The 25,648-nt window shown below is 72.4% G+C and carries 28 protein-coding genes; 14 read left to right on the forward strand and 14 right to left on the reverse strand.

From position 1 onward, the window contains the following. Positions 1-8: 8 nt before the first annotated feature. Positions 9-1,712: an acetolactate synthase gene (locus tag FZC61_RS14285; RefSeq protein WP_211357257.1), complete on the reverse strand. Its 1,704-nt coding sequence runs from the start codon at positions 1,710-1,712 to the stop codon at positions 9-11. Positions 1,713-1,737: 25 nt separating this feature from the next. Then, positions 1,738-2,580, reverse strand: a complete 843-nt coding sequence (locus FZC61_RS14290) for a DUF2785 domain-containing protein (protein WP_342780328.1) — start codon at positions 2,578-2,580, stop codon at positions 1,738-1,740. A gap of 64 nt (positions 2,581-2,644) precedes the next feature. On the opposite strand from FZC61_RS14290, the gene FZC61_RS14295 reads away from it, so the two are divergent. Next, positions 2,645-4,126, forward strand: coding sequence for a PAS domain-containing sensor histidine kinase (locus FZC61_RS14295; protein WP_148614842.1), 1,482 nt, complete (start codon positions 2,645-2,647; stop codon positions 4,124-4,126). Between the two features lie 69 nt (positions 4,127-4,195). Here the strand turns inward: FZC61_RS14295 and FZC61_RS14300 are convergent, their stop codons facing one another. Next, on the reverse strand, positions 4,196-4,447 hold the full coding sequence (locus FZC61_RS14300; protein WP_027863177.1) for a WhiB family transcriptional regulator: 252 nt from the start codon (positions 4,445-4,447) through the stop codon (positions 4,196-4,198). A 178-nt stretch (positions 4,448-4,625) separates the two neighbouring features. On the opposite strand from FZC61_RS14300, the gene FZC61_RS14305 reads away from it, so the two are divergent. Beyond that, the gene (locus FZC61_RS14305; protein WP_148614843.1) at positions 4,626-5,042 is read left to right on the forward strand and encodes a hypothetical protein; all 417 of its coding nucleotides are present in this window, start codon (positions 4,626-4,628) and stop codon (positions 5,040-5,042) included. A gap of 63 nt (positions 5,043-5,105) precedes the next feature. On the opposite strand, the gene FZC61_RS14310 is transcribed toward FZC61_RS14305, so the two are convergent. The 4 genes from FZC61_RS14310 to FZC61_RS14325 all read right to left on the reverse strand — a co-directional run bounded on the left by FZC61_RS14310 (position 5,106) and on the right by FZC61_RS14325 (position 8,183). After that, complete coding sequence (locus FZC61_RS14310; protein WP_148614844.1) at positions 5,106-5,957, reverse strand: RNA polymerase sigma factor SigF; 852 nt, start codon at positions 5,955-5,957, stop codon at positions 5,106-5,108. Positions 5,958-5,959: 2 nt separating this feature from the next. Next, a complete protein-coding gene (locus tag FZC61_RS14315; RefSeq protein WP_148614845.1) occupies positions 5,960-6,391 on the reverse strand; it encodes an ATP-binding protein in 432 nt (143 codons plus the stop codon). 61 nt (positions 6,392-6,452) lie between these two features. Further along, the gene (locus FZC61_RS14320; protein ID WP_148614846.1) at positions 6,453-7,004 is read right to left on the reverse strand and encodes a lipase family protein; all 552 of its coding nucleotides are present in this window, start codon (positions 7,002-7,004) and stop codon (positions 6,453-6,455) included. Positions 7,005-7,049: 45 nt separating this feature from the next. Further along, a complete protein-coding gene (locus FZC61_RS14325; RefSeq protein ID WP_211357258.1) occupies positions 7,050-8,183 on the reverse strand; it encodes a TDT family transporter in 1,134 nt (377 codons plus the stop codon). Positions 8,184-8,278: 95 nt separating this feature from the next. Here FZC61_RS14325 and FZC61_RS14330 point away from each other — a divergent pair, with 95 nt between their 5' ends. Beyond that, positions 8,279-9,199, forward strand: a complete 921-nt coding sequence (locus FZC61_RS14330; RefSeq protein ID WP_148614848.1) for a LysR family transcriptional regulator — start codon at positions 8,279-8,281, stop codon at positions 9,197-9,199. A gap of 86 nt (positions 9,200-9,285) precedes the next feature. Here FZC61_RS14330 and sodN read toward each other — a convergent pair whose 3' ends face one another. Next, a complete protein-coding gene (sodN, locus tag FZC61_RS14335) occupies positions 9,286-9,687 on the reverse strand; it encodes a superoxide dismutase, Ni (RefSeq protein WP_148614849.1) in 402 nt (133 codons plus the stop codon). Here sodN and FZC61_RS14340 point away from each other — a divergent pair, their 5' ends adjacent. Together FZC61_RS14340 and FZC61_RS14345 are read left to right on the forward strand one after the other, a co-directional pair. Beyond that, entirely contained in the window at positions 9,688-10,068 is a 381-nt protein-coding gene (locus tag FZC61_RS14340) for a S24/S26 family peptidase (protein ID WP_246142696.1), read from the forward strand. Positions 10,069-10,204: 136 nt separating this feature from the next. After that, positions 10,205-11,320, forward strand: coding sequence for an NAD(P)-dependent malic enzyme (locus tag FZC61_RS14345; protein WP_148614916.1), 1,116 nt, complete (start codon positions 10,205-10,207; stop codon positions 11,318-11,320). A gap of 24 nt (positions 11,321-11,344) precedes the next feature. On the opposite strand, the gene zwf is transcribed toward FZC61_RS14345, so the two are convergent. Further along, positions 11,345-12,796, reverse strand: a complete 1,452-nt coding sequence (zwf, locus tag FZC61_RS14350) for a glucose-6-phosphate dehydrogenase (RefSeq protein WP_148614850.1) — start codon at positions 12,794-12,796, stop codon at positions 11,345-11,347. 56 nt (positions 12,797-12,852) lie between these two features. Here zwf and FZC61_RS14355 point away from each other — a divergent pair, with 56 nt between their 5' ends. After that, a complete protein-coding gene (locus FZC61_RS14355; protein ID WP_148614851.1) occupies positions 12,853-13,821 on the forward strand; it encodes a zinc-binding dehydrogenase in 969 nt (322 codons plus the stop codon). Further along, positions 13,821-14,516 (forward strand): SDR family oxidoreductase, encoded by a 696-nt coding sequence (locus FZC61_RS14360; protein WP_148614852.1) that lies wholly within the window; start codon positions 13,821-13,823, stop codon positions 14,514-14,516. The genes FZC61_RS14355 and FZC61_RS14360 overlap by 1 nt, the downstream gene beginning before the upstream one ends. Before the next feature lie 74 nt (positions 14,517-14,590). On the opposite strand, the gene FZC61_RS14365 is transcribed toward FZC61_RS14360, so the two are convergent. Both FZC61_RS14365 and FZC61_RS14370 read right to left on the reverse strand, forming a co-directional pair. Beyond that, positions 14,591-16,072: an amidase gene (locus FZC61_RS14365; protein ID WP_148614853.1), complete on the reverse strand. Its 1,482-nt coding sequence runs from the start codon at positions 16,070-16,072 to the stop codon at positions 14,591-14,593. 44 nt (positions 16,073-16,116) lie between these two features. Beyond that, positions 16,117-16,746, reverse strand: coding sequence for a TetR family transcriptional regulator (locus tag FZC61_RS14370; RefSeq protein WP_148614854.1), 630 nt, complete (start codon positions 16,744-16,746; stop codon positions 16,117-16,119). A gap of 139 nt (positions 16,747-16,885) precedes the next feature. Between FZC61_RS14370 and FZC61_RS14375 the strand changes: the two genes are divergently transcribed. The 3 genes from FZC61_RS14375 to FZC61_RS14385 are packed head-to-tail and all read left to right on the forward strand — an operon-like array spanning position 16,886 to position 19,337. Beyond that, complete coding sequence (locus FZC61_RS14375) at positions 16,886-18,022, forward strand: flavin reductase family protein (protein ID WP_148614855.1); 1,137 nt, start codon at positions 16,886-16,888, stop codon at positions 18,020-18,022. 11 nt (positions 18,023-18,033) lie between these two features. Next, on the forward strand, positions 18,034-19,137 hold the full coding sequence (locus FZC61_RS14380) for a fatty acid desaturase family protein (RefSeq protein WP_148614856.1): 1,104 nt from the start codon (positions 18,034-18,036) through the stop codon (positions 19,135-19,137). Then, positions 19,134-19,337, forward strand: coding sequence for a hypothetical protein (locus FZC61_RS14385; RefSeq protein WP_148614857.1), 204 nt, complete (start codon positions 19,134-19,136; stop codon positions 19,335-19,337). The genes FZC61_RS14380 and FZC61_RS14385 overlap by 4 nt, the downstream gene beginning before the upstream one ends. A gap of 19 nt (positions 19,338-19,356) precedes the next feature. Here the strand turns inward: FZC61_RS14385 and FZC61_RS14390 are convergent, their stop codons facing one another. After that, positions 19,357-20,955, reverse strand: coding sequence for a hypothetical protein (locus tag FZC61_RS14390; RefSeq protein WP_148614858.1), 1,599 nt, complete (start codon positions 20,953-20,955; stop codon positions 19,357-19,359). 104 nt (positions 20,956-21,059) lie between these two features. Here FZC61_RS14390 and FZC61_RS14395 point away from each other — a divergent pair, with 104 nt between their 5' ends. Continuing rightward, a complete protein-coding gene (locus FZC61_RS14395) occupies positions 21,060-21,281 on the forward strand; it encodes a hypothetical protein (protein ID WP_148614859.1) in 222 nt (73 codons plus the stop codon). Between the two features lie 129 nt (positions 21,282-21,410). On the opposite strand, the gene FZC61_RS14400 is transcribed toward FZC61_RS14395, so the two are convergent. Beyond that, the gene (locus FZC61_RS14400; protein WP_246142697.1) at positions 21,411-22,661 is read right to left on the reverse strand and encodes an MFS transporter; all 1,251 of its coding nucleotides are present in this window, start codon (positions 22,659-22,661) and stop codon (positions 21,411-21,413) included. Positions 22,662-22,699: 38 nt separating this feature from the next. On the opposite strand from FZC61_RS14400, the gene FZC61_RS14405 reads away from it, so the two are divergent. Further along, entirely contained in the window at positions 22,700-23,176 is a 477-nt protein-coding gene (locus tag FZC61_RS14405) for a nucleoside deaminase (RefSeq protein ID WP_148614860.1), read from the forward strand. A 4-nt stretch (positions 23,177-23,180) separates the two neighbouring features. Here FZC61_RS14405 and FZC61_RS14410 read toward each other — a convergent pair whose 3' ends face one another. Further along, entirely contained in the window at positions 23,181-23,840 is a 660-nt protein-coding gene (locus FZC61_RS14410) for an acetoacetate decarboxylase family protein (RefSeq protein WP_148614861.1), read from the reverse strand. Positions 23,841-23,862: 22 nt separating this feature from the next. On the opposite strand from FZC61_RS14410, the gene FZC61_RS14415 reads away from it, so the two are divergent. Together FZC61_RS14415 and FZC61_RS14420 are read left to right on the forward strand one after the other, a co-directional pair. Continuing rightward, positions 23,863-24,183 (forward strand): antibiotic biosynthesis monooxygenase family protein, encoded by a 321-nt coding sequence (locus FZC61_RS14415; protein ID WP_148614862.1) that lies wholly within the window; start codon positions 23,863-23,865, stop codon positions 24,181-24,183. A 52-nt stretch (positions 24,184-24,235) separates the two neighbouring features. Next, positions 24,236-25,648 (forward strand): glycine--tRNA ligase, encoded by a 1,413-nt coding sequence (locus tag FZC61_RS14420; RefSeq protein ID WP_148614863.1) that lies wholly within the window; start codon positions 24,236-24,238, stop codon positions 25,646-25,648.

A 25,648-nucleotide genomic window follows, 5' to 3' on the forward strand; every position in this document is an offset into this window, starting at 1 on the left:
CGGCACCCTCAGATGCCGAAGGTCGCGCGCGGGTAGGCCGCGTCGACGTCAGTGATCACGTTGACCAGGTAGGGCACCCCCGAGGCGAAGGCCCGATCGAGCGCTGCGCCGATCTGGCGCGGGTCGGTCACGGTCTCCCCGGCGCCGCCGAGGGCCTTGACGACGCCGTCGTAGGCCGTGCGGGGCGCGAGGTCGGCGACGACGTCGTAGCCGTAGAGCATCTGCATGGGGCCCTTCTCCAGGCCCCAGGCGGAGTTGTTGCCCATCACCATCACGACCGGCAGGTCGTGACGCACCAGCGTGTCGACGTCCATCAGCGAGAACCCCGCGGCGCCGTCGCCGAGCAGCAGGCAGACCTGGGCCGACGGCCGCGCGATCCGGGCCGCGATGGCGGCGCCGAGACCGGCGCCGAGGCAACCGTACGGGCCGGGGTCGAGCCAGCCGCCGGGGCGCTGGGGCTCGACGAACTTGCCGGCGAAGCTCACGAAGTCGCCGCCGTCGCCGATGACCACGGCGTCGTCGGCCAGGCGGGGCACCAGCTCGCCGTAGATGCGGGCGGGGTGGATCGGGTCCGCCTCGGCCGTGAGCAGGGCACGGTCGCGCTCGACGCCCGCGGTCACGCCGTCCTGCAGTGAGGAGACCCAGGGGCCCCACGCGGGCTTGGGCCCACGCTCGAGCGCGGCCAGCAGCGTGTCGAAGAACGTCGTGAGGTCGCCGCACACCGAGGCGGCGAGGGTCGCGTGGCTCGAGACCTGGGCGGGGGAGTCGGCGACGTGCACGACCTGGGCGTCACCGAAGACGCCGTAGCCGAGCCGGAAGTCCAGGGGCGTGCCGACCACCACGACGAGGTCGGGCTCCTTGAGCGCCTGGCCGCGGGCCTTGGTCACCAGCAGCGGGTGGCCGCCGGGCACGATGCCGCGGCCCATCCCGTTGGTGATCGTCGGCAGACCCACGGTCTCGACCAGCCGGAGGGCCGCGACCTCGGCGCCGTCGGCCCACACGTCGGTGCCGAGGATCAGGGTCGGGCGGGCAGCCTTCGCGAGCAGGGCGGCGACGCGGGCCACGGCGTCGGAGTCGGGCTCGGCGCCGCGGACCCGCTCGCCGGTCGGTGCGGGGCCGGAGGCGGAGGCGAAGAACTCGTCCATCGGTACGTCGACGAAGACCGGGCCCCGGTGCGACGACCCGGCCAGCCGGAACGCCTCGTCCATCCCGCCGAGCACGTCGCCGGCGGTGGGCAGCGTGGCGGCGTGCTTGGAGATCGAGGCGACGATGGGCGGCTGGTCGAGCTCCTGGAGGCTGCCGGTGCCCCAGCGGTTCTGCGGCGCCCGGCCGCCGACCACGACCATCGGCGACCCGGCGAACTGGGCCTGCGCGATCGCGCTGACGCCGTTGGTGACCCCGGGCCCGGCGGTGAGCACCGCCAGCCCGGGCACCCGGGTCAGCTTGCCGGTGGCCTCGGCGGCGAAGGCCGCGGTCTGCTCGTGACGCACGTCGAGCAGCCGCACCGGCGGTCCCTGGCCCTCCTGCTGCGTCTTGACCGCGCCGTCGTACATCGGGAACACGTGGGCCCCGGACAGCGTGAACATCGTCTCGACCCCGTGGGCGCGGGCCGCCGCCACGGCCAGCTCGCCGGAGTGGCCCGACACCTGGCCGGGCACCTGCTCGGCAGGATCCTGGGCGCCGGTGGGCTGGACGTCTGTGAGGTCGGTCATGCCTGGCAGGCTACCGACGACGACCTCAGGGGTGCTGGAAGGCGGGGTTGGTCTCGCGCAGCAGGCCGACCAGGACCAGCATGAGGTCGGCGCGCACCGCGGGTGGGCGGCTGCCGACGGCGAGCTGGAGGTAGAGCGAGCGGAGGAACGCCTGGGCGGTGTTGGTCGGCAGGAACGGGTCGGTCCCGGCGGCGCGGGTGTAGGGGGAGGCGCCGGCCGCGATCCGGTTGAGCCACGGCTCGAGGACCGTCAACGGCACCGACCCGCGGCGCAGCACCGCCATGGTCGTGCCGACCAGGCGGTCGGGCTCACCGTGGACCAGCGGCTGCTCGACCGGCAGCAGCAGCCGGTCGGCGATGACGTCGAGGACCACGGTGAGCTCGGCGTGACCGAGGTGGGGCGAGGCGGCCAGGGCGGCCAGGGCGTCGGCGCCGTGGGCCACGGCGTGGGCCCAGCCCTTGCCGTCGACGTAGCCGCGCAGGTCCTGCTCGCGCAGCAGCCAGGTCGCGATCGCGTCACCCCACTGCAGCACCTTGCCGCCCAGCACGAGCGGCCGGCTGTTGTCGCGCTCGATGCACTCGGCCAGGACGAGCACCGAGAAGGCCCGGCGGAAGACGCTGTCGGTGTCGCGCTCGCCGAGGCCGGCCGACAGTCCGGCGACCATGCCGTCGCCCAGGCCCGGCAGCAGGTCGTCGTAGATCCCCCGGGAGATCCAGGTGGCCAGCGTGGGGTAGGCGGTGCCGTCGCGGAGCTGGGGGTCGACGTCACCGAGCATCACCGTGAGCTCCTGGGTGAGGTCGGCGAGCGGGAGTCCCTCGGGCACGCGGAAGTCGTCGTCGTGGACCTGCTTCCAGTTCACCCGAGGCACGCGCAGCATCCTGGCAGAGGCGGGGGACATCTACCCACACGGGTGACGGCACTAGGCTCGCGATGTGCTGTCCTTCACCGAGATCGTCCGCACCAGCACCGATCTCGGGCCCGACGACGTCGCCTGGCTGCAGCTGTTGCAGGCCGACTGGCAGATCATCGCCGACCTCTCCTTCGCCGACCTGGTGCTCTGGCTGCCCGACCGCGCCGGCACGGGGTTCTGGGCGGCCGCGCAGATGCGGCCCACGACGGGCCCCACGGCCTACGTCGACGACGTGGTCGGCACGTTCGTCGAGCGCGGCCGCCGGCCGCTGCTCGACGCGGCCTACGAGCAGGGCCGCACCGCGCGCGAGGGCGACCCGGAGTGGCGCGACGAGGTGCCGGTGCGCATGGAGTCGATCCCGGTCGTGAGGGCCGGTCGGGTGATCGGCGTGATCGGTCGCCACACCAACCTGCTCGGCGTCCGCACCCCCAGCCGCCTCGAGCTGTCCTACCTGCAGACGGCCGCCGACCTGACCCAGATGATCGCCACCGGCTACTTCCCGGCGACCGGGCAACGCAGCGACCACGCCGACTCACCGCGCGTCGGTGACGGCTTCCTGCGCGTCGACGAGGCCGGGCACGTCGTCTACGCCAGCCCCAACGCCCAGTCGGTCTACCGGCGGCTCGGGCTCTCCGGCGACCTGGCCGGCCTGCTACTGGCCGACCTGGTCCGCGAGCTGGTGCCGCCGCGGCGCCGGCCCGACGAGGAGACCCTCAGCGCGGTCCTCGGGGGTCGGGCCCACCGCGACGTCGAGATCGGGACCGACGGCAACGAGGGCGTGTCGATCATCGTGCGCTCGATCCCGCTGCGACCCGGCGGGCGCCACATCGGGGGGCTGATCCTGGTCCGCGACGTGACCGACCTGCGCCGGCGTGACCGCGAGCTCGTCACCAAGGACGCGACCATCCGCGAGATCCACCACCGGGTCAAGAACAACCTGCAGACGGTGGCCGCGCTGCTGCGGCTGCAGGCGCGCCGCATCGACAACGAGACCGCCAAGCTCGCTCTCGAGGAGGCCGTGCGCCGCGTCGGCTCGATCGCGATCGTGCACGAGACCCTGAGCCAGGCGGTCGAGGAGACCGTCGAGTTCGACGAGATAGCCGACCGGCTCGGCGCGATGGTCACCGACGTCAGCGCCTTCACCGGGCGCGTGCGCGTACGTCGCGAGGGCAGCTTCGGGGTGCTCCCGTCCCAAGCGGCCAACGCGTTCGCGATGGTGCTCACCGAGCTGCTGCAGAACGCTGTCGAGCACGGCTACGACGACGCCGACCCCGAGGTGCGGGGCACCATCGTGGTCAGCGTCGACCACCTGGTCGGCCGCCTGCACGTGCTGGTCGACGACGACGGCCGCGGCCTCCCCGAGGGCTTCAGCCTCGACGGGTCGACCAACCTGGGCCTGTCCATCGTGCGCACGCTCGTCGAGTCGGAGCTCGACGGTCAGCTGGAGATGCACACCCGTGCCGACGGGGGGACGCGGGTGGCGATCGACGTGCCTGAGGCCTAGCCGTCGAGGGCTGACGAGCGGGGCCCGGAGAGCGGGGTCCGGAGAGTGGGGCCCGGAGAGTGGGGCCGGTCAGGCGGTGCGTACCCGGGCGCGGGCGTTGCGGCGCTTGAGCGCGCGGCGCTCGTCCTCGCTCAGGCCACCCCAGACGCCGTGGTCCTGTCCTGCCTCGAGCGCCCAGGCGAGGCACTGCTCGCGCACGTCGCAGCGTCGGCACACCTGCTTGGCCTCCTCGATCTGGAGGATGGCCGGTCCGGTGTTGCCGATCGGGAAGAACAGTTCCGGGTCCTCGTCGAGGCAGGCGGAACGGTGGCGCCAATCCATGGCAGGTGGATCCTTCGAAGTAGAGACGTGCAGGCAGGGATGCTCAGGCCTGCGGGCGTGCGTGTGCTCCTGTGTGTGAAGGAATTCACGAACGCCCGCCCACTGTGGCAACTATCGATGCCCGGATCAAGTGTTTGCGGTGGTCAGTTGGATCACAGGGGCCCGTAGGGTCGAGGCCATGAGTGTGCCCGCAGGTGTCCCGGAGACCGTACCCCGACCGCCGACGCCCCTGCTCGTGGCCGCCGTGCTCGTCGCGCTCCAGGGGGTCGGACTGGTCGTCCTGGCCGTGGTCGGACTGCTCGACGTCGTCTCGTCGCGCGTCGAGGTCGGCGTGTCGGTCGCGGTGTTCTTCGCGGTCTACGGCGCCACGCTGCTGGCCTGCGCGTGGGCGCTCACGCGGCGGCACGGCTGGGCGCGGGGCCCGGTGCTGCTGACCCAGCTCATCCAGCTCGGGATCGCCTGGAACGTCCGGGGCAACCTGCTCCTCGCCGTACCCCTGGCCGTCGTAGCGCTGGTGACGCTGGTCGCCGTGCTCCAGCCGGCCAGCATCCGGGCCCTGCTCGGCGAGCCCGAGGACGCCGCCCCGGCCGGGTGAACGTACCGGTCCCCGCGGTCGTCGGTCCCCGCGGTCGTCGGTCCGGGTCGTCGGTCCGGGGCGTCAGTCCGGGTCGGGCGCCTCGAGGGAGGTGCGCAGCTGGTCGAGGGTGCGGGTCAGCAGCCGGGACACGTGCATCTGGGAGACGCCGATCTCCTCGGCGATCTGCGACTGGGTCATGTTCTTGAAGAACCGCAGCAACAGGATCCGCTTCTCGCGCGGGGCGAGCTCCTCGAGCAGCGGCTTGAGGGACTCGCGGACCTCGACGTGCTCGAGACCGGCGTCGTCGATGCCGATGGCGTCGAGCATGCTCGAGCCGCCCTCGTCGGAGTCGTCGGTGGCGTCGAGCGACAGCGTCGAGTAGGCGTTGCTCGACTCGATGCCCTCGACGATCTCCTCGACGGTGCACCCGATCGACTCGGCGAGCTCGCGCGGGGTGGGGGAGCGGCCCAGGGTCTGGGTGAGCTCGGCGGTGGTGGCGCCGATCTGCATGCGCAGCTCCTGCAGCCGGCGCGGCACCCGGATCGCCCAGCCCTTGTCGCGGAAGTAGCGCTTGATCTCGCCGATGATCGTGGGGGTGGCGTAGGTCGAGAACTCGACGCCGCGGTCGGTGTCGAAGCGGTCGATCGACTTGATCAACCCGATCGTGCCGACCTGCACGAGGTCCTCGTAGGGCTCACCGCGGTTGCGGAAGCGACGGGCGCAGTGCTCGACCAGCGGCAGGTGGAGGTGGACCAGCGAGTCGCGGGCGTGCGCCCGGCTCGCCTCGGAGCCGAGGTCGTCGCGCAGCTCGACGAAGAGGTCGGCGCTCGTCGCGCGCGTCCTGGCGACGCGCGCCTGACGCTCGAGCTGCTCCGCGGTGAGCGGGGGTTCGTCGGGGGTGTCGGCCGGTTCCCGAGCCTGGTCGACCGCCATGGTCAGCCACCGGCTCCGACGGCCGACGAGGTCATCGTCATCACGATGCCGAACCGGCCGCCGCCCGCCTCGATCTCGGCCGAGGAGGCCAGGGTCGTGAGCACCTGCCAGGCGAAGCTGTCGAGGTCGGGCTCGGGGGTGTGCGAGGCGTCGACGGTGATCGAGACGACCATCGACCCGGGAGTCAGGTGGAAGGCGGCGGTGAGGTCGCTGCCGACGTCGGCGTGGTCGAGCACCATGGCGTTGGCCTCGCCCACGGCGATCCGCAGGTCCTCGATGTCGTCGATGGTGAAGTCGAGCCGCGCGGCCAGGCCCGCGGTCGTCGTCCGCAGCACGGAGGCGTAGGCGCTGTCGGCCGGGAGCCGCAGCTCGACCTCGGGTCGCCCGCCGGGCTTGTCGACGGGCTGGTCGACGGGGTGGGACGGCAGTGACATCAGGGTGGTCCTTCGCTCACGAGGCACGACTGCTGCGACCCTACTGCCACGCCGTCCCCGCTCAGCAGGCGTAGGGCCGCCAGGCGCCCTCGGGCAGGGCCAGCCGGTCGGCGACGATGCCGAGGGTGCGGCGGTGGTGGCCGAACCCGAGGTGGGTGGACCGCACCTCGATGTTCTCGGTCGTCGGCGAGGGCAGGCTGGTGCACAGGTGCCAGGCCACGATGCCGTCGTAGCGGCTGTAGAGGCAGGTCGTGGGGGTCGACAGCGGCTCCGCGCGGCTGCCGAGCACCTCGGGCGTGAGGTCGACGGCGTGGCGGCCCCGGTTGAGCAGGGTGTACGCCGGCCACGCCGACGTGGCGCGCAGGTTGCCGCGCACGCGCGCGATCTCGCGGGCGTAGATGCCGCCTGCGCTCCAGCCGACCAGGCTGATGGTCGCCTGGTTGCGCTGGGTGATGTGGTCGAGCCGGTCGGTCAGGCGCCCCCGCAACCCGTCGCGCACGCCCCGGTTGACGCCCTGGCCCCAGTCGTAGACGCGGTAGCCCTTCGACCGCAGGAAGGAGCGCACGAAGCTGGTCGAGCTCGCGCCGGCGACGAAGCCGGGCAGCACCAGCACGGTCCCTCCTTCGCCGTCGACCGGCGGTCGCGCCGGCCGCTTCGATCATCCCACCGCGAGCGGCTGCCGGCGGGCGATCGGCGCGTCGAGCAGGTGGCCGCGGTAGACCCCGTGGGCGGTGCGGGTCGCCACCACCAGCCAGGCGACGACGAGCCCGGCGTACAGCGCGGCGGCGGCGACGCCGAAGCCGCGGGACCCGGTCGCGGCTGCGAGGGCCGAGCTGCCGGTCACGACGGTGCCGACGGGGAAGGTGAACGACCACCACGCCAGCGAGAAGGGCAGGCCCCGGCGCGCGGTCCGGACCGTGGTCGTGGCGGCGAGGGCCAGCCAGGCCAGGGCCAGGCCCCAGACCGGCACGCCGTAGGCGACACCGAGCCCGGTGTGCCCGGCCCCGGCGGCGGTGATCGTGTGGGCCGCGGTCACGGACTGCCCGAGCGGGCCGAGCACGATCCACAGGGTCGGCACCCCGGCGGCGGGGCCGGGGCCGTGGCGCACGAGCCGGTCGCAGACCAGGGCGATGACGACGAGGCTCGCGAGCAGGGCGAGGCCGAACATCGCGGCGCACGCCAGCAGCAGCGCCGGCCGCCACCCGCCCGGGGGCAGGTGGGGCACCAGCAGCGGGCCCGTGGCCGCGCTGACCATCGGGGGGACGACGGGCATCAGCCACGACCCGTGGGCCTCGTGGCGACCGACGGGCCGCCCCTGGGGGCCGCGCGTGAGTGCACGCTTCGGCACGGCGTACGCCGTCCACAGCCCGAGGAGCGTCCCCGCGGTCCAGAGCACGGCGTCGAGGACGACGGCCGTCGTGCGCCCCACCACCGGCTGCCCGACCAGCAGGGCCCCGGCGCCGACGGTCATCAGGGCCATCGCCGGGGCGCCGTACGCCGGCGCGGTGGCGGGGTCGTCGAGGTGGCCCCGGGCGGTGGTGGGGTGGCGCCGCCAGTGGGCGACGGTGGCGGCGGCGACCACGAGCAGCAGGACGACGTCGAGCACCCACACGCCCCGGGCGAGGACGAGCAGCGCAGGGCAGTGCCACGGCAGCGTGGCGGCGGCGTTGGCGACGATGCCGGTGCCCATGACCGGGGTGAACCAGCCGGGCCCGACGAAGCCCAGCGCCGGGCCACGGAGGTCGGCGAGGAAGCCGGTGCGGCGGGGGGCCTCGAGCAGTGCGGTGGTCACGGCTGCAGCCTGGGTCGGGCCGACCGCTCGCGGTAGGCGGCTTGGCCCTGTGCGGCCACAGGGCAGACCTGTGGGTGACGGACTAGGGTGGTGCTGTGTCGACCTCCCGCGTGCCCGACCTGGCCGGACTGCGCCTGCTGGTGACCATCGGCCGCCACGGCAGCATCGGGGCCGCCGCCCGCGAGGCGGGGGTCTCGCAGCAGGCGGCCTCCGAGCGGCTGCGCGGCATCGAGGCGCAGACCGGTCTCACCCTCGTACGCCGGGGCCCGCGCGGCTCGGAGCTGACGCCCTCGGGTGTCGTGGTCACCGCCTGGGCGGCCCGCCTGATCGACCTGACCGACGAGATCGACACGGCGATCGAGGGGCTGCGGGGCGAGCGCTCCCGCGACCTGTCGGTGTGGGCGAGCATGACGATCGCCGACAGCCTGATGCCCCGCTGGCTGGTGCAGCTGCGCCAGCGCCAGCTGCACCAGCCCGGCGGGGCCGCCCCGACCTCGGTGAGCCTGACCGCGGGCAACAGCCACCAGGTCGTCGAGGCCGTCGTCGACGGCAGCGCCCACCTCGGCTTCGTCGAGGGGGTCGACGCACCCCGCCGCGTGCGCTCCACGACGGTCGCCGAGGACGAGCTGGTCCTCGTCGTCGCCGCGGGCGACCCGCTCGGGCGTCGCCGCAGGCCGCTCACGGCGCAGGAGGTCGCGGGCATGGGCCTGACCGGGCGCGAGCCCGGCTCGGGCACCCGCGAGGTCGTCGAGCGGGCGCTCGCCGCCGCAGGGCTGCTCATGCACCCGTCCGTCGTCGAGCTGACCACCACGACCGCGGTCCGCGAGGCGGTCCTCGCCGGCAGCGCCCCGGCCTTCCTCAGCACCCGCGTCGTGACCCGCGACCTCGAGTCCGGCCACCTGGTCGCCGTACCGACCGAGCTCGACCTGCGCCGCCGGTTCCGCGCGATCTGGGTCGGCTCCGCCCAGCCGCCGGCCGGCCCCGTCCGCGACCTGGTCGCGATCGCTCGCGGCTAGTCGGCCGGCCCAGCACGACGAACGGGCGCCGCCTCCGTGAGGAGGGGCGCCCGTCGACGGTCACCGCGCGAGGCGGTCGGCCTGTGTCAGGCCTTCTTGGTCTCCCAGAAGATCTCGGCGATCTCGTCGATCTTGGCGAGCAGCTGGTCGGCGACGTCGGCGTCGAGCGCGCCCTTGGCGCCCGAGGCGCCGGCGAGCTTGGTGGCCTCGTTGACCAGCACGTGCAGCTGGGGGTACTTCTCGAAGTGCGGGGGCTTGAAGTAGTCGGTCCACAGCACCCACAGGTGGTGCTTGACCATCTCGGCGCGCTGCTCCTTGATGAGGATCGCGCGGGTGCGGAAGTCGGAGTCGTCGTTGTCGGCGACCTTGGCGATGATGCCCTTGATCGACTCGGCCTCGATGCGGGCCTGGGCGGGGTCGTAGACACCGCAGGGCAGGTCGCAGTGGGCCTGGACCTCGACGGTGGGAGCGAAGAGACGGGAGAGCATGTGGTTCCTCTCGAACGTGGGTGGACGGCGCTTGCGACACTACTCCGCGTGAGCCCTGCCCGATCCAGACCCCTGGGGGTGGCGATCGTCCGCGGCCGCTCGATGCTGCCGCGACTGCGCGACGGAGACCGCCTCCTGGTGCGGTACGCCGCCGCGCCGCGCCCCGGTGACGTCGTCGTGGCCCGGTTCGTCGACGGCACGGTGGCGGTCAAGCGCGCCACCGAGCGGCGTACGACGAGGTCCGGCGCGCCCGGCTGGTGGCTGCTCAGCGACAACGCCGACGAGGGGCTGGCTGACTCGCGGGCGCGGGGCGTGGTGCCCGAGCAGGACGTGCTCGGCGTGGTCCGGTGGCGACTCTGGCCGTGGCCCCGGCGGGTGTGAGAGGTCTCTCCCGAGACGCCCCGACCGGGTGAGGTCGGTTGTGGAAGTATCGCCGACCGTGGCTGACACGACCCCCCAGACTCCGCAGCACCCCCGCGCGGGTGACCCCGTCTTCGACCTCCACGTCGGCGGCAAGATGCAGACGGTCTCGACCGTCGCGGTCGACGGCAAGGACGACCTCGCCCTCGCCTACACCCCCGGGGTGGCCCTGGTCTGCGAGGCGATCGCGGCCGACCCGTCGCTGTCGCGGCTCTACACCTGGGTGCCCAACGTCGTGGCGGTCGTGACCGACGGCACCGCCGTCCTGGGGCTGGGTGACATCGGGCCCGCGGCCGCGATGCCCGTGATGGAGGGCAAGGCCGTGCTCTTCAAGCAGTTCGGGGGCGTCGACGGCGTCCCGATCTGCCTCGACACCACCGACACCGAGGAGATCATCGAGACCGTCGTCCGGCTCGCGCCGAGCTTCGGCGGCATCAACCTCGAGGACATCTCGGCCCCGCGCTGCTTCGAGATCGAGGACCGCCTCAAGGAGCGGCTCGACATCCCCGTGTTCCACGACGACCAGCACGGCACCGCCGTGGTGGCGCTCGCGGCCCTCAAGAACGCCCTCACGCTCACCGGCCGCGAGCCGGCCACGACGCGCGTGGTGATCTCCGGCGCCGGGGCGGCCGGTGTCGCCATCGCCAAGATCCTCATCGAGGCCGGCGTCGTCGACCTCGCGGTGACCGACCGCAAGGGCGTCGTCCACTCCGGTCGCAGCGACCTCACGCCGGTCAAGAAGGCGCTCGCCGAGATCACCGCCGACAAGACCGGTCGCTCCGGGTCGCTCGCCGACGCCCTCGACGGCGCCGACGTCTACCTCGGCGTCTCGGGCGGCACCATCCCCGAGGAGGACATCGCGCGGATGGCGCCCGAGGCGATCATCTTCGCGATGGCCAACCCGACTCCCGAGGTGCACCCCGACGTCGCGCACCGCTACGCCCGGGTCGTGGCCACCGGCCGCTCCGACTTCCCCAACCAGATCAACAACGTGCTCGCGTTCCCCGGCATCTTCCGCGGCGCCTTCGACGCGCACGCCACCGCGATCACCGAGGGCATGAAGCTGGCCGCGGCCAACGCCCTGGCCGAGCTCGTCGGCGACGACCTGGCCGAGGACTACGTCATCCCGTCGCCGTTCGACCCGCGGGTCGGCCCCGCGGTATCGGCCGCGGTGGCGGCGGCCGCGCGGGCCGACGGGGTCGCGCGCGCCTGACGTCGTACGCCGCAGGACCCGGCGCTACGGGCCCGTGCTCGTGTTGCGGTCGCGCCACCCGCGCTCGAACGGCAGCCGCCAGGCGTGGGGGGCGATCAGCTGGTGGATCGCGTTGGGGCCCCACGACCCGGGGGCGTAGCCGCGCACCGGCGGTGGGTTGTCGAGGAGCATCTGTGACTTCTCCCAGAGCGTCTCGATGCCCGCGGCCGAGGTGAACAGCGTGTGGTCGCCGCGCATGGCGTCGTGGATGAGCCGCTCGTAGGCCTCGAGCACCAGACCGGTGCTGCTGGTGTCGACGGTGGCGAACTGCATCGACAGCTTCTCGAGCTTCATGCCGGGTCCGGGCCGCTTGCCGTAGAACGACAGCGACATGCGTGACTGGTCGGCGAGGTCGAACGTGAGGTGGTCGGGGCCCTGGGTCCCGGCGTTGGAGCCGGCCGGGAACATCGACAGCGGCGGCTCCTTGAACGCGATCGAGATGATCCGGGCGCCCTCGGCGAGCTTCTTGCCGGTGCGCAGGTAGAAGGGCACCCCGGCCCAGCGCCAGTTGTCGATCTCGACCTTCAGCGCCACGAACGTGTCGGTGTCGGAGTCGTCGGCGACCTGCTCCTTGCCGCGGTAGCCCTGGTACTGGCCGCGCACGACGTTGTGGGGGTCGATCGGGCGCATCGAGCGGAAGACCTTGAGCTTCTCCTCGCCGATCGGCCCGGGGGCCAGCGTCGTCGGGGGCTCCATGGCCATGAAGGCCAGCACCTGCATCAGGTGGGTGACCACCATGTCGCGGTAGGCCCCGGTGGACTCGTAGAACTTGGTGCGGCCCTCGAGCCCCAGGGTCTCGGGGACGTCGATCTGCACGTGGTCGATGAAGTTGCGGTTCCAGATGGGCTCGAACAGGCCGTTGGCGAAGCGGAAGGCCAGGATGTTCTGGGCGGCCTCCTTGCCGAGGAAGTGGTCGATGCGGAAGACCTGGTCCTCGTCGAAGACCTGGTGCACCTCGTCGTTGAGCGCCTTGGCCGACGCGAGGTCGGTGCCGAAGGGCTTCTCCATGATGATCTTGGCCCGCTCGACCAGGCCCGCGTCGTCGAGCTGGTGGATCACGTCGAGCGCGGCCTTCGGAGGCACGCTGAGGTAATGCAGCCGGCCGACCTCGAGCCCCGTGGCGGCCGCCAGGTCGGCCTCGCACTCCTTGACCGCCGAGGCGAGGGCGTCGGGGCCGGCCCCGGTCGGCACGTAGTGGAGGCGCTTGGAGAAGTGGCTCCAGCGCTCGTCGGTGATGTCGCCCTTGCCGAACTCCTCGCACGCGGTGCGGGCCAGGGCGTCGAAGGCGGGCCCGTCGAGCTCCTCGAGCGAGGTGCCGATGACCCGGCAGTCGGAGAGCAGCCTGGCCTCGAACAGGCGCAGCAGCCCGGGCAGGAGCTTGCGCCGCGCCAGGTCGCCGGTGGCGCCGAACAGGACGACGACGTACGGCTGGTCCATGTCTTCCACGGTAGACCTCGCAGGTTGCGGGAACGTGACGCCGATACTGTCGCACCATGTTCGCCGTCTATGCAGAGTCCTTCTCGCCCGAGTCGCCCCTCGACGGCCTGGTCCTGGGCGAGCGCCCCGACCCGGTCGCCCCCGACGGGTGGACCACCGTCACGGTCAAGGCCGCCTCGCTCAACCACCACGACGTCTGGTCGCTGCGCGGCGTCGGCCTCAAGCAGGAGCAGCTGCCGATGATCCTCGGCTGCGACGCCGCCGGGCTCGACGAGGACGGCAACGAGGTCGTCGTCCACGCCGTGATCAGCGACCCGACCTGGCGCGGCGACGAGACCCTCGACCCCCAGCGGTCGCTGCTCTCGGAGCGCCACCAGGGCACCCTGGCCGACAAGGTCGTCGTGCCGCGCCGCAACGTGGTGCCCAAGCCCGCGTCGCTGTCGTTCGCCGAGGCGGCCTGCCTGCCCACGGCCTGGCTGACCGCCTATCGGATGCTGTTCACCCGCGGCGGCCTCAAGGCCGGCGACACCGTGCTCGTCCAGGGTGCCGGCGGCGGCGTGTCGACGGCCTGCATCATCCTGGCGCGCGCGGCCGGCCTGAAGGTGCTCGCCACCAGCCGCGACGAGGCCAAGCGGGCCAAGGCGCTCGAGATCGGCGCCCACGAGGTCTTCGAGTCCGGCGCGCGGCTGCCGGTCAAGGTCGACGCCGTCATGGAGACCGTCGGTCGTGCCACCTGGTCGCACTCGATCCGGGCGCTGCGCCCCGGCGGCACCATCGTCATCAGCGGCACGACGTCGGGTCCCCGGCTCGACGACGCCGAGCTGACCCGGATCTTCTTCCTCCAGCTCTCCGTCGTCGGCTCGACGATGGGCACCCGCGACGAGCTCGCGTCGCTGGTGACGTTGCTCGACGCCACCGGCACCAAGCCGCTCATCGACCGCGAGATCGCGCTCACCGACGCCCGCGAGGGCTTCGAGGCCATGGCCGGCGGCGACGTCTTCGGCAAGATCGTCTTCACCCGCTGATGCCCACCCACCTCGTCACCGGTGCCGGGTCCGGCATCGGTCGGTCGGTCGCGGACCGGTTGCACGCCCGCGGCGACGACCTGGTGCTGATCGCGCGCTCGGAGGACCGGGCCGACGCCCTGCGGGCCCGGTGGCCCGGCGCCACGACGATCGTGTGCGACCTGGTCGCGCCCGTGCTGGTCGACGACACCACCGGGGCGCTTCCCGACCGGCTCGACTCGGTGATCATGTCGGCGGGCGTGGTCGACCTCGCACCGGTGGCCGACCTCGGGCTCGGCTCGCTGAGCGCGCAGCTCAACGTCAACCTGGTCTCGCCGATGGTGCTGACCCGGCTCCTGCTGCCGGCCGTACGCCGGGCCCGCGGCCTGTTCGTCTACGTCAACTCCTCCGCCGGGCTCAGTGCCAGCGCCGACTGGTCGGCGTACGCCGCCTCGAAGTTTGGGCTGCGCGCCTTCGCCGACTCGTTGCGCGCCGAGGAGGTCGACCACGGGGTCCGGGTCACCAGCGTCTTCCCGAGCCGCACGGCCACGCCGATGCAGGAGCGGGTGCACGCCCAGGAGGGCCGCACCTACGACGCGTCGCGCTGGATCAGCCCCGACACCGTCGCCGACACGATCCTGCACGTGCTCGACCTCCCCGGCGACGCGACCATCCCCGAGGTGACCGTGCGGCCGGTCGTGCCGCGCGCGACCTGACGCGTCAGCTGTAACTCACCGTTACGTGCACTTCCCCACCGGTAGACCGGTGGGGAAGCGCGACGGACGGTGAGTTACAGCGCCGGGCGCCGGTCGGCCCAGGGCCGGGCCTCCTCGAGCTGCGCGGCCAGGCGCAGCAGCAGGCCGTCGGCGCCGAGGCGGCCGACGAGCTGGCTGCCGATCGGCAGGCCGTCGGCGGTCCAGTGCAGCGGCACGCTCATCGCGGGGCGGCCGGTGAGGTTGGCGAGCTGGGTGTAGGGCACCCACCCGAGGTTCTCGGTGATCATCTGGTCGACGATCGGCGTCAGCCGCAGCACGCTCGCCGCGCGTGCGGTGAGCAGGGCCTTCTGGGCCAGACGCACCGGCAGCGGTGCGTCGAAGGCGCCGATGCGCGGCGGCGGGGTGGCCGTCGTCGGGGTCAGCAGCAGGTCGTAGGTCTCGTGGAACGCAGCCAGGCGGCGTACGTGGTGGTGGCGGTCCTCGATCGCCCGCACCAGGTCGACCGGGCTCGTCGCGCGACCGAGCGCGGCCATGGTGAGGGTGTCGTCCTCGAAGCCGCTGTCGCCGCTGCCCGTGAGCCGCTTGGCCTCGTCGACGGAGTGGGCGCAGTAGACGAACCAGCTGGTGAGGAAGTCCTTGGCCAGCGCGGCGTCGTCGAAGGGCTGGGTGTCGAGCAGCTCGACGTGGTGGCCCAGGCTCTCGAGCAGCTCGGCGGTCGCGGTGGCCGCAGCGACGGCCTCGGGGTCGGGGGAGGGGTTGATCGAGCTCGCCGTGCACAGGCCGATGCGCAGGGTGCCGGGGTCCTGGCCCACCTCGTCGGCGTACGACGTCACCGGCAGCGCCGGCAGGTAGGGCGAGCGCGCGGTCGGCCCGGCGAGCACGTCGAGCATCGCCGCGGAGTCGCGCACGCTGCGGGAGATGACGCCGTCGGTGGACGTGCCACCGAGCGGCTCGCCGTGCAGGGGACCCGACGGCACCAGTCCCCGGGTCGCCTTGAGCCCGAACAGGCCGCAGGCCGACGCCGGGATGCGGATCGAGCCGCCCCCGTCACTGGCGCCGGCGCACGGCACGATGCCGGCCGCGACCGCGGCGGAGGTGCCGCCCGACGAGCCGCCGGGGGTGTGGTCGGTGTTCCAGGGGTTGCGCGCGGCACCGAACAGCGCGGGCTCGGTGACGCCCTTGGCCCCGAACTCCGGGGTGTTGGTCTTGCCCAGCACGACCAGGCCGGCGTCGAGCCAGCGCTGCACCACGTCGGCGTTCTGGGTCGCCACGGTGGTCGCCAGGGAGCGCGAGCCGCCGCTGGTCGGGTAGCCGACGACGTCCTGGTGCAGGTCCTTGACCAGGAACGGGACGCCGGTGAACGGGCCTCCGCTCGTGGCCTCGTGGTCGCCGACCGCCGGCGGGTCGACGTCGACGACGACGGCGTTGAGACGGCCGTTGACCTCGGCGATGCGGGCGCGGGCGGCGTCGACCAGCTCCTGCGACGTGACGTCCCCGGTCCTGACCAGCTCAGCCAGCCCGACGGCGTCGTGGGCGGCGTAGTCCTTGTGCTCCATGGCGCGACCCTACTGAGGTCGGACCACCCCCGTGGGGCTTCCGCTCAGGTGCGAGACCGCCAGCCCAGCGCGCCGATGATCACCATCCGCAGCTGGGTGCGGGCGCGCTCCGCGACAGCCTTCTCGGCGTCGGCGCGGCCGGTGGCCACCAGGATGTCCTCGGCGGTGGCGACCATCGCGGTCACGATGAGGTTGGAGAGCACCTGCAGGTCCTCGGGGCTCCACGGCTCGGTGCCGGGCAGGCGCGCCAGGTCGGTCGCCAGCTCGCGCTCGCACAGCTCGATCTGGTGGCGGATCGCGGCGCGGACCGTGAGCGGCCCGGCGGCGCGCTCACGCACGATGAACAGGAAGTGCTGGCGCTCCTTCTGCACGTGGCTGACCAGGGTGTCGACGGACTGGTCGACGATGTCGCGGTAGGTCGGGTCGTGGCGTCGTACGTCGCGCAGCATCGCGCGCAGCGAGACGAACGACTCGTCGACCAGGGCCAGGCCCAGCGACTCGATGGAGTCGAAGTGGCGGTAGAACGCCGTCGGCACGATGCCGACCTGCTTGGCGACCTGGCGCAGCGACAGCGCGACCAGGCTGCTCTCCTCGCAGAGCACCAGCGTCGCGTCGAGGATGGCGCGCCGCGTGCGCTCCTTGCGCTCGACGCGCGTCTGCGTGCTCTCGGTCATCAGGCGATTCTAGGGGCGACCGGTTCCGACGGTCTCGGTGCACGTGTGTCCACCCTCACGGGCCAGCCCGGTTGACCACTCGTGACGATGACACCATGCTTTGGGTGTACAGACGTACACTCAAACTTCCGGAGGCGACATGAGCACCACCGCCCCACTGCCGGCGCTCGGACGGCGCATCCTGCGTTCGCGCGTCCTGGCCGCCCTGACGACGCCGCACGGCGTCGACCGCTACCTCGAGATGGTCAACCCCATGTGGGCGGCCGAGGAGGTGCGCGCCCGGGTCGTCTCGGTGACGCGCGAGAACCCGCTGGCCGACGGCCCCGGCAGTGCTGCCGTCGCCACCATCACCCTGCAGCCCACCTCGACGTGGCGCGGGCACCGCGCCGGCCAGTACGTCCAGGTCGGCGTCGACCTGCCCGGTTCGGCCAAGCGGATGACCCGGTGCTTCACCGTGTCGTCGGCCGCCTCGGTGCCGGGGGAGCAGATCACCCTCACGGTCCGCGCGCACGACGAGGGCCAGGTCTCCAAGCACCTGGTCGCGGCCGAGCCCGGACTGATCGTCCACCTCAGCCAGGCCCAGGGCGACTTCACCCTCGACGAGAGCCCGGCCACCCCGACCAACAACCACCTGCTCTTCATCACCGGTGGCTCCGGGATCACCCCGGCCATGTCGATCGTGCGCACCCTGCTGCGCGACGGCTACGACGGCAGGGCGGGCCGCAAGGTCACCTTCCTGCACTACGCCCGCTCGGCCGAGGACCAGATCTTCGCCGCCGAGCTCGCCGAGATCGCCGCGGCCGACAACGACGTCACGGTCCACCTGCGCCACGGCGACCACGTGTTCTCCGAGTTCGAGCTGCGCCGGCTCGTCCCGGGCTACCGCGACACCGACACGTGGGCGTGCGGCCCCGCCGGGCTGATGGAGCTCGTCGTGGCGGCGTACGACGGGGGCGGCGAGCACCGGCTGCGCACCGAGTTCTTCAAGGCCCCCCGGCCGGCTGCCGGCTCCACGGAGGGCGACGTCGCCTTCACCCGGTCCGGCACCACCCTCGCCGAGGCCGCCAACACGGGCGCGACCCTGCTCGAGCAGGCCGAGGCGCTCGGGCTCAAGCCCGAGTTCGGCTGCCGGATGGGCATCTGCTTCTCCTGCACGACCCGCAAGACCGAGGGCACCGTCCGCAACGTGCTCACAGGCGTCACCTCGTCGCTCCCCGGCGAGGACATCCAGATCTGCGTGACCGCCCCCGAGGGCGACTGCGCCGTCGAGCTGTAAGGAGACACGACATGTCCGCTGCACACATCGAAGACGTCCTGGAGACCCTCGACGTCGAGACCACCAAGAAGCTCACGGCCGAGCAGCTCGACGCCTTCGGCGCCGAGATGGACGCCATCCGCCAGCGCATCCTCTCCGACCTCGGTGAGGAGGACGCCGCCTACATCCGCAGGGTCGTCAAGCTCCAGCGCGGCTTCGAGGTCGCCGGCCGTGCGTTGTTCTACCTGCCGCCGGCCTGGCCGCTCGCGGTCGCGTCGCTCTCGGTCTCCAAGATCCTCGAGAACATGGAGATCGGCCACAACGTCATGCACGGCCAGTACGACTGGATGGGCGACCCCGGCCTCAACTCGCGCATGTACGACTGGGACAACGTGTGCCCGGGCGAGCAGTGGAAGTACAGCCACAACTACATCCACCACACGTTCACCAACGTGCTCGGCAAGGACCGCGACATCGGCTACGGCATCCTGCGCATGGACGAGGACCAGCCGTGGCACCCCTACTACCTCGGGAACCCGCTCTACGCGTTCCTGCTGATGGTGTTCTTCGAGTGGGGCGTCGCGATGCACGACCTCGAGGTCGAGAACATCGTCAAGGGCACCCGCACGCTCGAGGACAACAAGGCCCTGCACGCGGGCATCATGCGCAAGGTCAAGCGCCAGGCGATCAAGGACTACCTGCTCTTCCCGGCCCTGACCGGACCGCTGTTCCCGCTGACCCTGGTCGGCAACGCCACGGCCAACCTGGTGCGCAACATCTGGGCGTTCAACATCATCTTCTGCGGCCACTTCCCGGCGGGCGTCGCCACCTTCAGCGAGGAGGAGTGCGAGAACGAGTCGCGCGGCCACTGGTACTACCGCCAGCTGCTCGGCTCGGCCAACATCACCGGCGGCAAGCTCTTCCACCTGATGACCGGCAACCTGTCGCACCAGATCGAGCACCACCTCTTCCCCGACCTGCCGGCGCGCCGCTACCCCCAGGTCGCCGAGGAGGTCCAGGAGATCTGCGAGCGCTACGGCCTGCAGTACAACACCGGCCCGCTCGGCAAGCAGCTCTTCAGCGTCGCCAGGAAGATCTGCAAGATGGCCCTGCCCCCGAAGACCGCCGGCGCGTGACGCCGGACCGGCTCTCGCGAGCAGAGATCGGCAAGGACACCGTGCAGGCCGTCGCGGAGGCGGCGGCCACGACGGTCGGTGAGGTGGCCGTCATCCTCACCACGGCGGTCAAGGACGTCGCCGCGACGATCGGCGGCTTCGCCACCGACGTGTTCGAGCTGCGCGACGCGGCCCGCCGGGCCGCCGACCGCGAGCACTGACGGCGACGACGACGGTCGGTCAGCGTGGAGAGACCGCGTCGAAGCGGTCCACGACCCAACGCACCGGCCCGTGACCCGGACGTCGGCTGACGACGCAGAGCGAGAGGTAGCCGTCGATGTCGGCGCGCGTGATCGTGTAGGTCCGGTGCGTGGCACCGCGGATGGGCCTGCCGCCCCGCCGCCACTGGTAGGACGGGGTCGAGGTCGGGCTGGTGCGCGGGGGCGTCGAGCGTAGGGTCTGACCGACCTGGAGCCGGCCGCTGAAGGTCGGCCGGGCCACCCGGTGCAGGAAGGCTCGGTCGACCAGGTCCTGGCCCGGCGGGGCGATCGTGCGGACCGTGGTCTCGTAGCCGGCCCCGGTGAAGGTGGCCCGCACGGTGACGTAGCGGCCGGCGTCGACGGCCCGCAGCCGGTACGACGACCCCGTGGCGCCCGCGATCGGCCGCCCGTTGCGCAGCCACTGGAGGCCCACCTGGGTGGTCGACGGGTAGTAGGAACCATCGACCAACGACAGGGTGCGGCCGACCTGCGTCGTCCCGCGCTGCCGGGGTGGCGTGCTGACGACGACCGAGGTGGGCTCGACGGCCTCGTCGACGGCCGTGACGGTGCCGACGGTGATCGTCGTGTCGTCGGCGCCGGCGAGCGTGGTCGCGTCGTGGGAGTACTCGGGCTTGGTGGTGACGTCGTCGCGGATCGTGCCGGCGACGTAGATGCGGTAGGTCCCGGCCGGCAGCTGGATCGCCCACCGCCCACCGCCCACCGTGGCGACGCCGTGGAGGACGCCGCCGAAGACACCCGCGTGGTCGCGCGGATAGACCGTGATGCTGGCACCGCTCAGCCCGGCGCCGTCGGCCCGGGTCAGCCGTCCCGCGAGGTAGCCCTGCTGGTGGAGGCCACGGATCTCGATCCCGCTCACGTCGTCGGGGGCCACGACGTCGACCGGGGTCGCGCCCTGCGATGTCGTCGCCGAGGACGCCACGCCGGTCGTGACGGCATGCCAGCCCTCCAGCTTGGTGCGCTCCGTGGTCGCGCGCAGCAGGTAGGTGCCGGTGTGCAGCACCGTCGCGGCGAAGGCGCCGGTGGTCGGGTCCACCGTCACGGTCTCGACGAGCTCCCGCCCGTCGGGACGTGACGGATCGGCCGCCCACACCTCGACGCGGCCGACCGGGTCGACACCGTCGGCGCCGACCGCCTCCGGCACGGTGCCGTTGATCGAACCGCCCCGCTCGAGGACCGGGTCGAGGGTGACGAACGTGCCCTCGGTCACGAGGACCTCGGTCGAGAGGCCGCGCGTGACGGCGTCGCCCCACCACTCGTGGGCGTAGTCGGGGGCACCGAAGAACTGGACCCGGTAACGACCCGGGGGCAGCGAGACGGTGAAGGTCTCGTCGTCGCTGCGGTAGACACGGCCCCCGGCCGGCCAGCCGGCGACCTGCTCGACAGGCACGACGCGGGCCATCGCCGTGAACGGTCCGCTGCCGGGGGAGGTGATCGTGCCGGTGATGCCCGACGTGGCTGCCGCAGCCGAGGGCGTGGACGCAGGCACGGGTGCGGGTGCGAGGACGGTCGTGACGACCAGGGCGAGGGCGGCGAGGACGAGCCCGAGAGTGCGGTGCATGGTGCCGATCCGAGAGAGGTGCGAGATGGGGGTCGCAGGCTACGACGGCCCCACCGACAGCGCCCAACTGTCACGGTGCCCCGCGCACCCGGCACACTGGTCGCATGAGCGACCCCGACCGCCAGGACCACCTGTCCAAGGCCGAGATCGGCAAGGACTCCATCCAGGCCGCCGCCGAGGCCGCCGCGACCACCGTCGGCGAGGTGGCCACCATCATCACCACGGCCGTCAAGGACGTCGCCTCGGCCATCGGCGGCTTCGCCACCGAGGTCTTCGAGATCCGCGACTCCGCCCGCCGGGCCGCCGACGAGCACCTCGACGACTGACCCCTCGCCAACTGACCCCTCGCCGACCCGTCGCGTCTACGCGACGGGTCGACCAGGATCTGTGGACAACTACGGCGACCCGTCGCGTCTACGCGACGGGTCGGCCAGGACCTGTGGATGAAGGCGGCTTCAGTCGATGCGGGCGTGACGCAACGGCGAGAAGATCAGCAGCAGCGCCGACCCCGCGAAGACGGCGGCGGTGACGGCGAGCGCCGGCCCGTACCCGACGCGATCGGCCAGGAGGCCTGCCAACGGCGAGACCACGACCACGACCCCGCGGTTGAGGGACCGCATCGTGGTGTTGGTACGCGCTTGGAGCGCGTCCGGTGTCATCGCCTGGCGGAACGCCATCTCGTGGGAGTTGCTGGTGCCCATCGCCCAGCCGTGGCACAGCTGGCCGGCGGCGAGCACCGCACCTGCGGCCCATCCCACCGGCACGACAGTCGCGGCCATCATGACCACGACGCCGACCGACGACGCCACGCGGGTGCTGATGATCGCCCCGCCGGTGCCCACGCGCAGGCCCAGCCGGGTGCTCGTCGCCGCCCCGACCAGCGCCCCGACGCCGGCCACGGCGAAGACGAGGCCCACCTGCACCGGCGAGAGGTCGAGCCGCAGGTAGGCGTAGGGAACGACCACCACGGTCAGCACGGCCTGCGCGGCGAACCACACGTGCGTCGAGACCGCGAGGCGCCGCAGCCCCGACCCGCCGTAGACCCAGCGCGCGCCCTCGCCGATCTCGCGGGCGAGGCCGCGTACGCCGGGGAGGTCCGGCTTGGTGGGTTCGGGCTCCGCGACGTCCTTCAGCGACGCCATCATCACCGCCGAGAACACGTACGTCGCCGCGTCGACCACCACCGCCAGCGGCGCGCCCAGCACCCGGATGAGCGCGCCGGCCATCGCCGGACCCGCGGTCTGCGCCACCGCGTCGGCACTGTCCAGCCGGGCGTGTGCCCGTTGCAGGCGGTCGCGGGGGACCAGACGCGGGACGAACGACATGGAGGCCGCGGCGTCGACCAGTGACGCGGTGCCGAAGAGCACGACCACGACCAGAAGCAGCGGGAACGACAGAGCGCCGAGCGCCCACGCCAACGGGACCAGGCCCAGCAGCGCGGCCTGCGCGAGATCGGTGGCGACGAGCACCGGACGGCGGCGCACGCGGTCGACCAGGGCGCCGACGACCAACCCGAGCAGCAGGTAGGGCAGCAGACGCGCCGAGTTGAGCCAGCCCACCTCGACCGCGCTGCCGCCGAGGGTGACCAGCACGACCGTCTGCAGCGCCAGGTTGCTGATGCCGCTGCCCATGCCCGACACGGCCTCGCCCCACCAGAACCGCCGGAACTCCGGCGACCTCTCCGCAGACTGGGTCCCGATGGCCACGCACCACCCTCACACACAGGCTCGTCGACAATCGCCGCATGACCGTCGCCACCGACCTCGACCACCTGCGCCGCGCGATCGAGGTGTCCCACGCCGCGCGCGCCGCCGGCAACCATCCCTTCGGCGCCGTCCTCGTCGGGCCCGACGGCGCCGCCGTGCTCGAGGCGGAGAACACCGTGGTCACCGAGCGCGACGTGACCGGTCACGCGGAGACCAACCTCGTGCGCGAGGCGGGTCGGGCCCACCCACCCGAGGAGCTGGGGGCCTACACCCTCTACACGTCGTGCGAGCCCTGCGCCATGTGCGCGGGAGCGATCTACTGGGCCGGCGTCGGACGGGTCGTGTTCGCCCTGTCCGAGTCGGGCTTGCGCGACCTCACCGGCGACCGCGCCGACGTCCCCACGCTCGCGCACCCCTGCCGCCTGGTCCTGGGGGCGGGCAACCGCCGGGTCGAGGTCTCAGGCCCCCACCTCGAGGACGACGCGGCCGCCGCCCACCGGGGGTTCTGGGCCTGACCAGTCAGCCGAAGGACAACCGGAACGACGCCATCCGGAACGACGCCAGCTGTCGGGCCTCGCGCATGAAGCCGAGCGGCCCGTCGGGGGCGAAGTCCCAGCGCGCCCGGGCGGGCAGGGCCTTCGACGACCCCTTCAGCACGGCCCCCTTCTCGCCGCCGCCCTCGGGCAGCTCGGGCTGCCACGTGCTGCCCTTGAACGGCAGCCGGGGTGCGGCGCGCGAGACGTCGGTGAAGGACGCGCTCGCGATCGGACGCCGCTCGAGCGAGGCCGACCACTCGGTGTGCGACAGGGGGCCGCGGTGGCTGGTCTCGAGGTCGAAGTCGCACAACCCCTTCGGGATCGCCCACAGCTCGCGTCCACCGGCGACCGACGCGGGGGAGTCGACCCAGATGTCGGTGATCGAGACCTTGCGGCCCTTGCCCGCGCTCGAGGGGAGCGCCCGCGCGACCAGCAGCTCGGAGTAGGTGAGCGGGCTGCCCTCCTCGTAGGACACGAAGGTGGCGCCGTAGACGCCCCGGGGACGCACGGCACCGTCGGGCAGTCGGGCGTCGTGGCCCAAGCGGAACACCGTGAGCCACATCGACCCCACCATCTGCCAGGGGGCGTCGGGATAGGTGATCCCGGCGGGCTTGACGTAGGGAAGCTCGGAGGAGGCGGTCATGGCCCGACCCTAGGGTGAGCACGTGATCGTCGTGAACCGCTTCCGCGTGCCGGAACCCGACGGCGCGGCCTTCCGCGCCGACCTCCAGCGGGCCCGCGAGGCGTTGGCCGCCCGACCCGGGTACCTCACCGGCACCATGGGCCGCAACGTCGACGACCCCGAGCTGTGGGTGCTCACCACCACCTGGGAGCACGTCGGCGCCTACCGCCGCGCGCTGTCGTCGTACGACGTCAAGCTGCACGCGGTGGCCACGTTGAGCCGTGCGCTCGACGAGCCCAGTGCCTACGAGGTCGCCGACCCCGGCACCGACCTCAATATCCGGCAGACACGCTCGTTAGGCTGACGGCTCCACGATCGGCAGCCAGCCGACCGGACCCCGCACCAGGAGCAACCCCGTGGCCAAGCCGCCCCCGTCCGCAGTTGACAACGTCGTCTCCCTCGCCAAGCGCCGCGGATTCGTCTACCCGTGCGGCGAGATCTACGGCGGCACCCGCTCGGCCTGGGACTACGGCCCGCTCGGCGTCGAGCTCAAGGACAACATCAAGCGCCAGTGGTGGAAGTCCATGGTGCAGATGCGCGACGACGTGGTCGGCCTCGACTCCTCGATCATCCTGCCCACCCAGACCTGGGAGGCCAGCGGTCACGTCGCGACCTTCAGCGATCCGCTGACCGAGTGCCAGTCGTGCCACAAGCGCTTCCGCGCCGACCACCTCCAGGAAGCGGCCGCCGAGAAGAAGTCGAAGGACGGCGAGGCCGACATCGACCCCGACACCATCGACCTGTCGGCGCTGGCCTGTCCCAACTGCGGCACCCGCGGCGCCTGGACCGAGCCGCGCCAGTTCTCGGGGCTGCTCAAGACCTACCTCGGCGTCGTCGAGGACGAGTCGGGCCTGCACTACCTGCGCCCCGAGACCGCGCAGGGCATCTTCCTCAACTTCGCCAACGTGGTGACCAGCAGCCGCGCCAAGCCGCCGTTCGGCATCGCCCAGATCGGCAAGAGCTTTCGCAACGAGATCACCCCCGGCAACTTCATCTTCCGCACCCGCGAGTTCGAGCAGATGGAGATGGAGTTCTTCGTCAAGCCCGGCGAGGACGAGGAGTGGCACCAGTACTGGATCGACGAGCGCACCCGCTGGTACGTCGACCTCGGCATCGACAAGGACAACCTGCGTCACTACGAACACGCCCAGGAGAAGCTCAGCCACTACTCCAAGCGCACCGTCGACATCGAGTACCGCTTCCGGTTCGCCGGGTCGGAGTGGGGCGAGCTCGAGGGCATCGCCAACCGCACCGACTTCGACCTGTCCACCCACGGCAAGGCCTCCGGCAAGGACCTCAGCTACTTCGACCAGGCCAACAACGAGCGCTACGTGCCCTACGTCATCGAGCCCGCGGCCGGCCTGAGCCGCAGCCTGATGACCTTCCTCGTCGACGCCTACGAGGAGGACGAGGCCCCCAACACCAAGGGCGGCGTCGACAAGCGAACCGTCCTGCGCCTCGACCCGCGGCTGTCCCCGATCAAGGCTGCGGTGCTGCCGCTGAGCCGCAACGCCGACCTGTCGCCGAAGGCCCGTGACCTCGCCGCCGAGCTGCGCCGCGGCTGGAACATCGATTTCGACGACGCCGGTGCGATCGGCAAGCGCTACCGCCGCCAGGACGAGATCGGCACCCCCTTCTGCATCACCGTCGACTTCGAGACCCTCGAGGACGACGCGGTGACCATCCGCGAGCGTGATTCGATGGCGCAGTCGCGGATCCCGCTGTCGGGCGTCACCGCCTACCTCGCCGAGCGCCTCGTCGGGGTCTGA

It is taken from the genome of Nocardioides rubriscoriae, assembly GCF_008087085.1.
GTDB classification, from domain to species: Bacteria; Actinomycetota; Actinomycetes; order Propionibacteriales; family Nocardioidaceae; genus Nocardioides; species Nocardioides rubriscoriae.

Coding starts and splice junctions, on each gene's coding strand:
- FZC61_RS14395 (WP_148614859.1), top strand. CDS start 21,060: ATGAGCGACCCCGACCGCCAGGACCACCTGTCCAAGGCCGAGATCGGC.
- FZC61_RS14405 (WP_148614860.1), top strand. CDS start 22,700: ATGACCGTCGCCACCGACCTCGACCACCTGCGCCGCGCGATCGAGGTG.
- FZC61_RS14310 (WP_148614844.1), bottom strand. CDS start 5,957: ATGGCGGTCGACCAGGCTCGGGAACCGGCCGACACCCCCGACGAACCC.
- FZC61_RS14355 (WP_148614851.1), top strand. CDS start 12,853: ATGTTCGCCGTCTATGCAGAGTCCTTCTCGCCCGAGTCGCCCCTCGAC.
- FZC61_RS14300 (WP_027863177.1), bottom strand. CDS start 4,447: ATGGATTGGCGCCACCGTTCCGCCTGCCTCGACGAGGACCCGGAACTG.
- FZC61_RS14380 (WP_148614856.1), top strand. CDS start 18,034: ATGTCCGCTGCACACATCGAAGACGTCCTGGAGACCCTCGACGTCGAG.
- FZC61_RS14390 (WP_148614858.1), bottom strand. CDS start 20,955: ATGCACCGCACTCTCGGGCTCGTCCTCGCCGCCCTCGCCCTGGTCGTC.
- FZC61_RS14285 (WP_211357257.1), bottom strand. CDS start 1,712: ATGACCGACCTCACAGACGTCCAGCCCACCGGCGCCCAGGATCCTGCC.
- FZC61_RS14375 (WP_148614855.1), top strand. CDS start 16,886: ATGAGCACCACCGCCCCACTGCCGGCGCTCGGACGGCGCATCCTGCGT.
- sodN (WP_148614849.1), bottom strand. CDS start 9,687: ATGCTCTCCCGTCTCTTCGCTCCCACCGTCGAGGTCCAGGCCCACTGC.
- FZC61_RS14345 (WP_148614916.1), top strand. CDS start 10,205: ATGCAGACGGTCTCGACCGTCGCGGTCGACGGCAAGGACGACCTCGCC.
- FZC61_RS14410 (WP_148614861.1), bottom strand. CDS start 23,840: ATGACCGCCTCCTCCGAGCTTCCCTACGTCAAGCCCGCCGGGATCACC.
- FZC61_RS14370 (WP_148614854.1), bottom strand. CDS start 16,746: ATGACCGAGAGCACGCAGACGCGCGTCGAGCGCAAGGAGCGCACGCGG.
- FZC61_RS14365 (WP_148614853.1), bottom strand. CDS start 16,072: ATGGAGCACAAGGACTACGCCGCCCACGACGCCGTCGGGCTGGCTGAG.
- FZC61_RS14305 (WP_148614843.1), top strand. CDS start 4,626: ATGAGTGTGCCCGCAGGTGTCCCGGAGACCGTACCCCGACCGCCGACG.
- zwf (WP_148614850.1), bottom strand. CDS start 12,796: ATGGACCAGCCGTACGTCGTCGTCCTGTTCGGCGCCACCGGCGACCTG.
- FZC61_RS14360 (WP_148614852.1), top strand. CDS start 13,821: ATGCCCACCCACCTCGTCACCGGTGCCGGGTCCGGCATCGGTCGGTCG.
- FZC61_RS14315 (WP_148614845.1), bottom strand. CDS start 6,391: ATGTCACTGCCGTCCCACCCCGTCGACCAGCCCGTCGACAAGCCCGGC.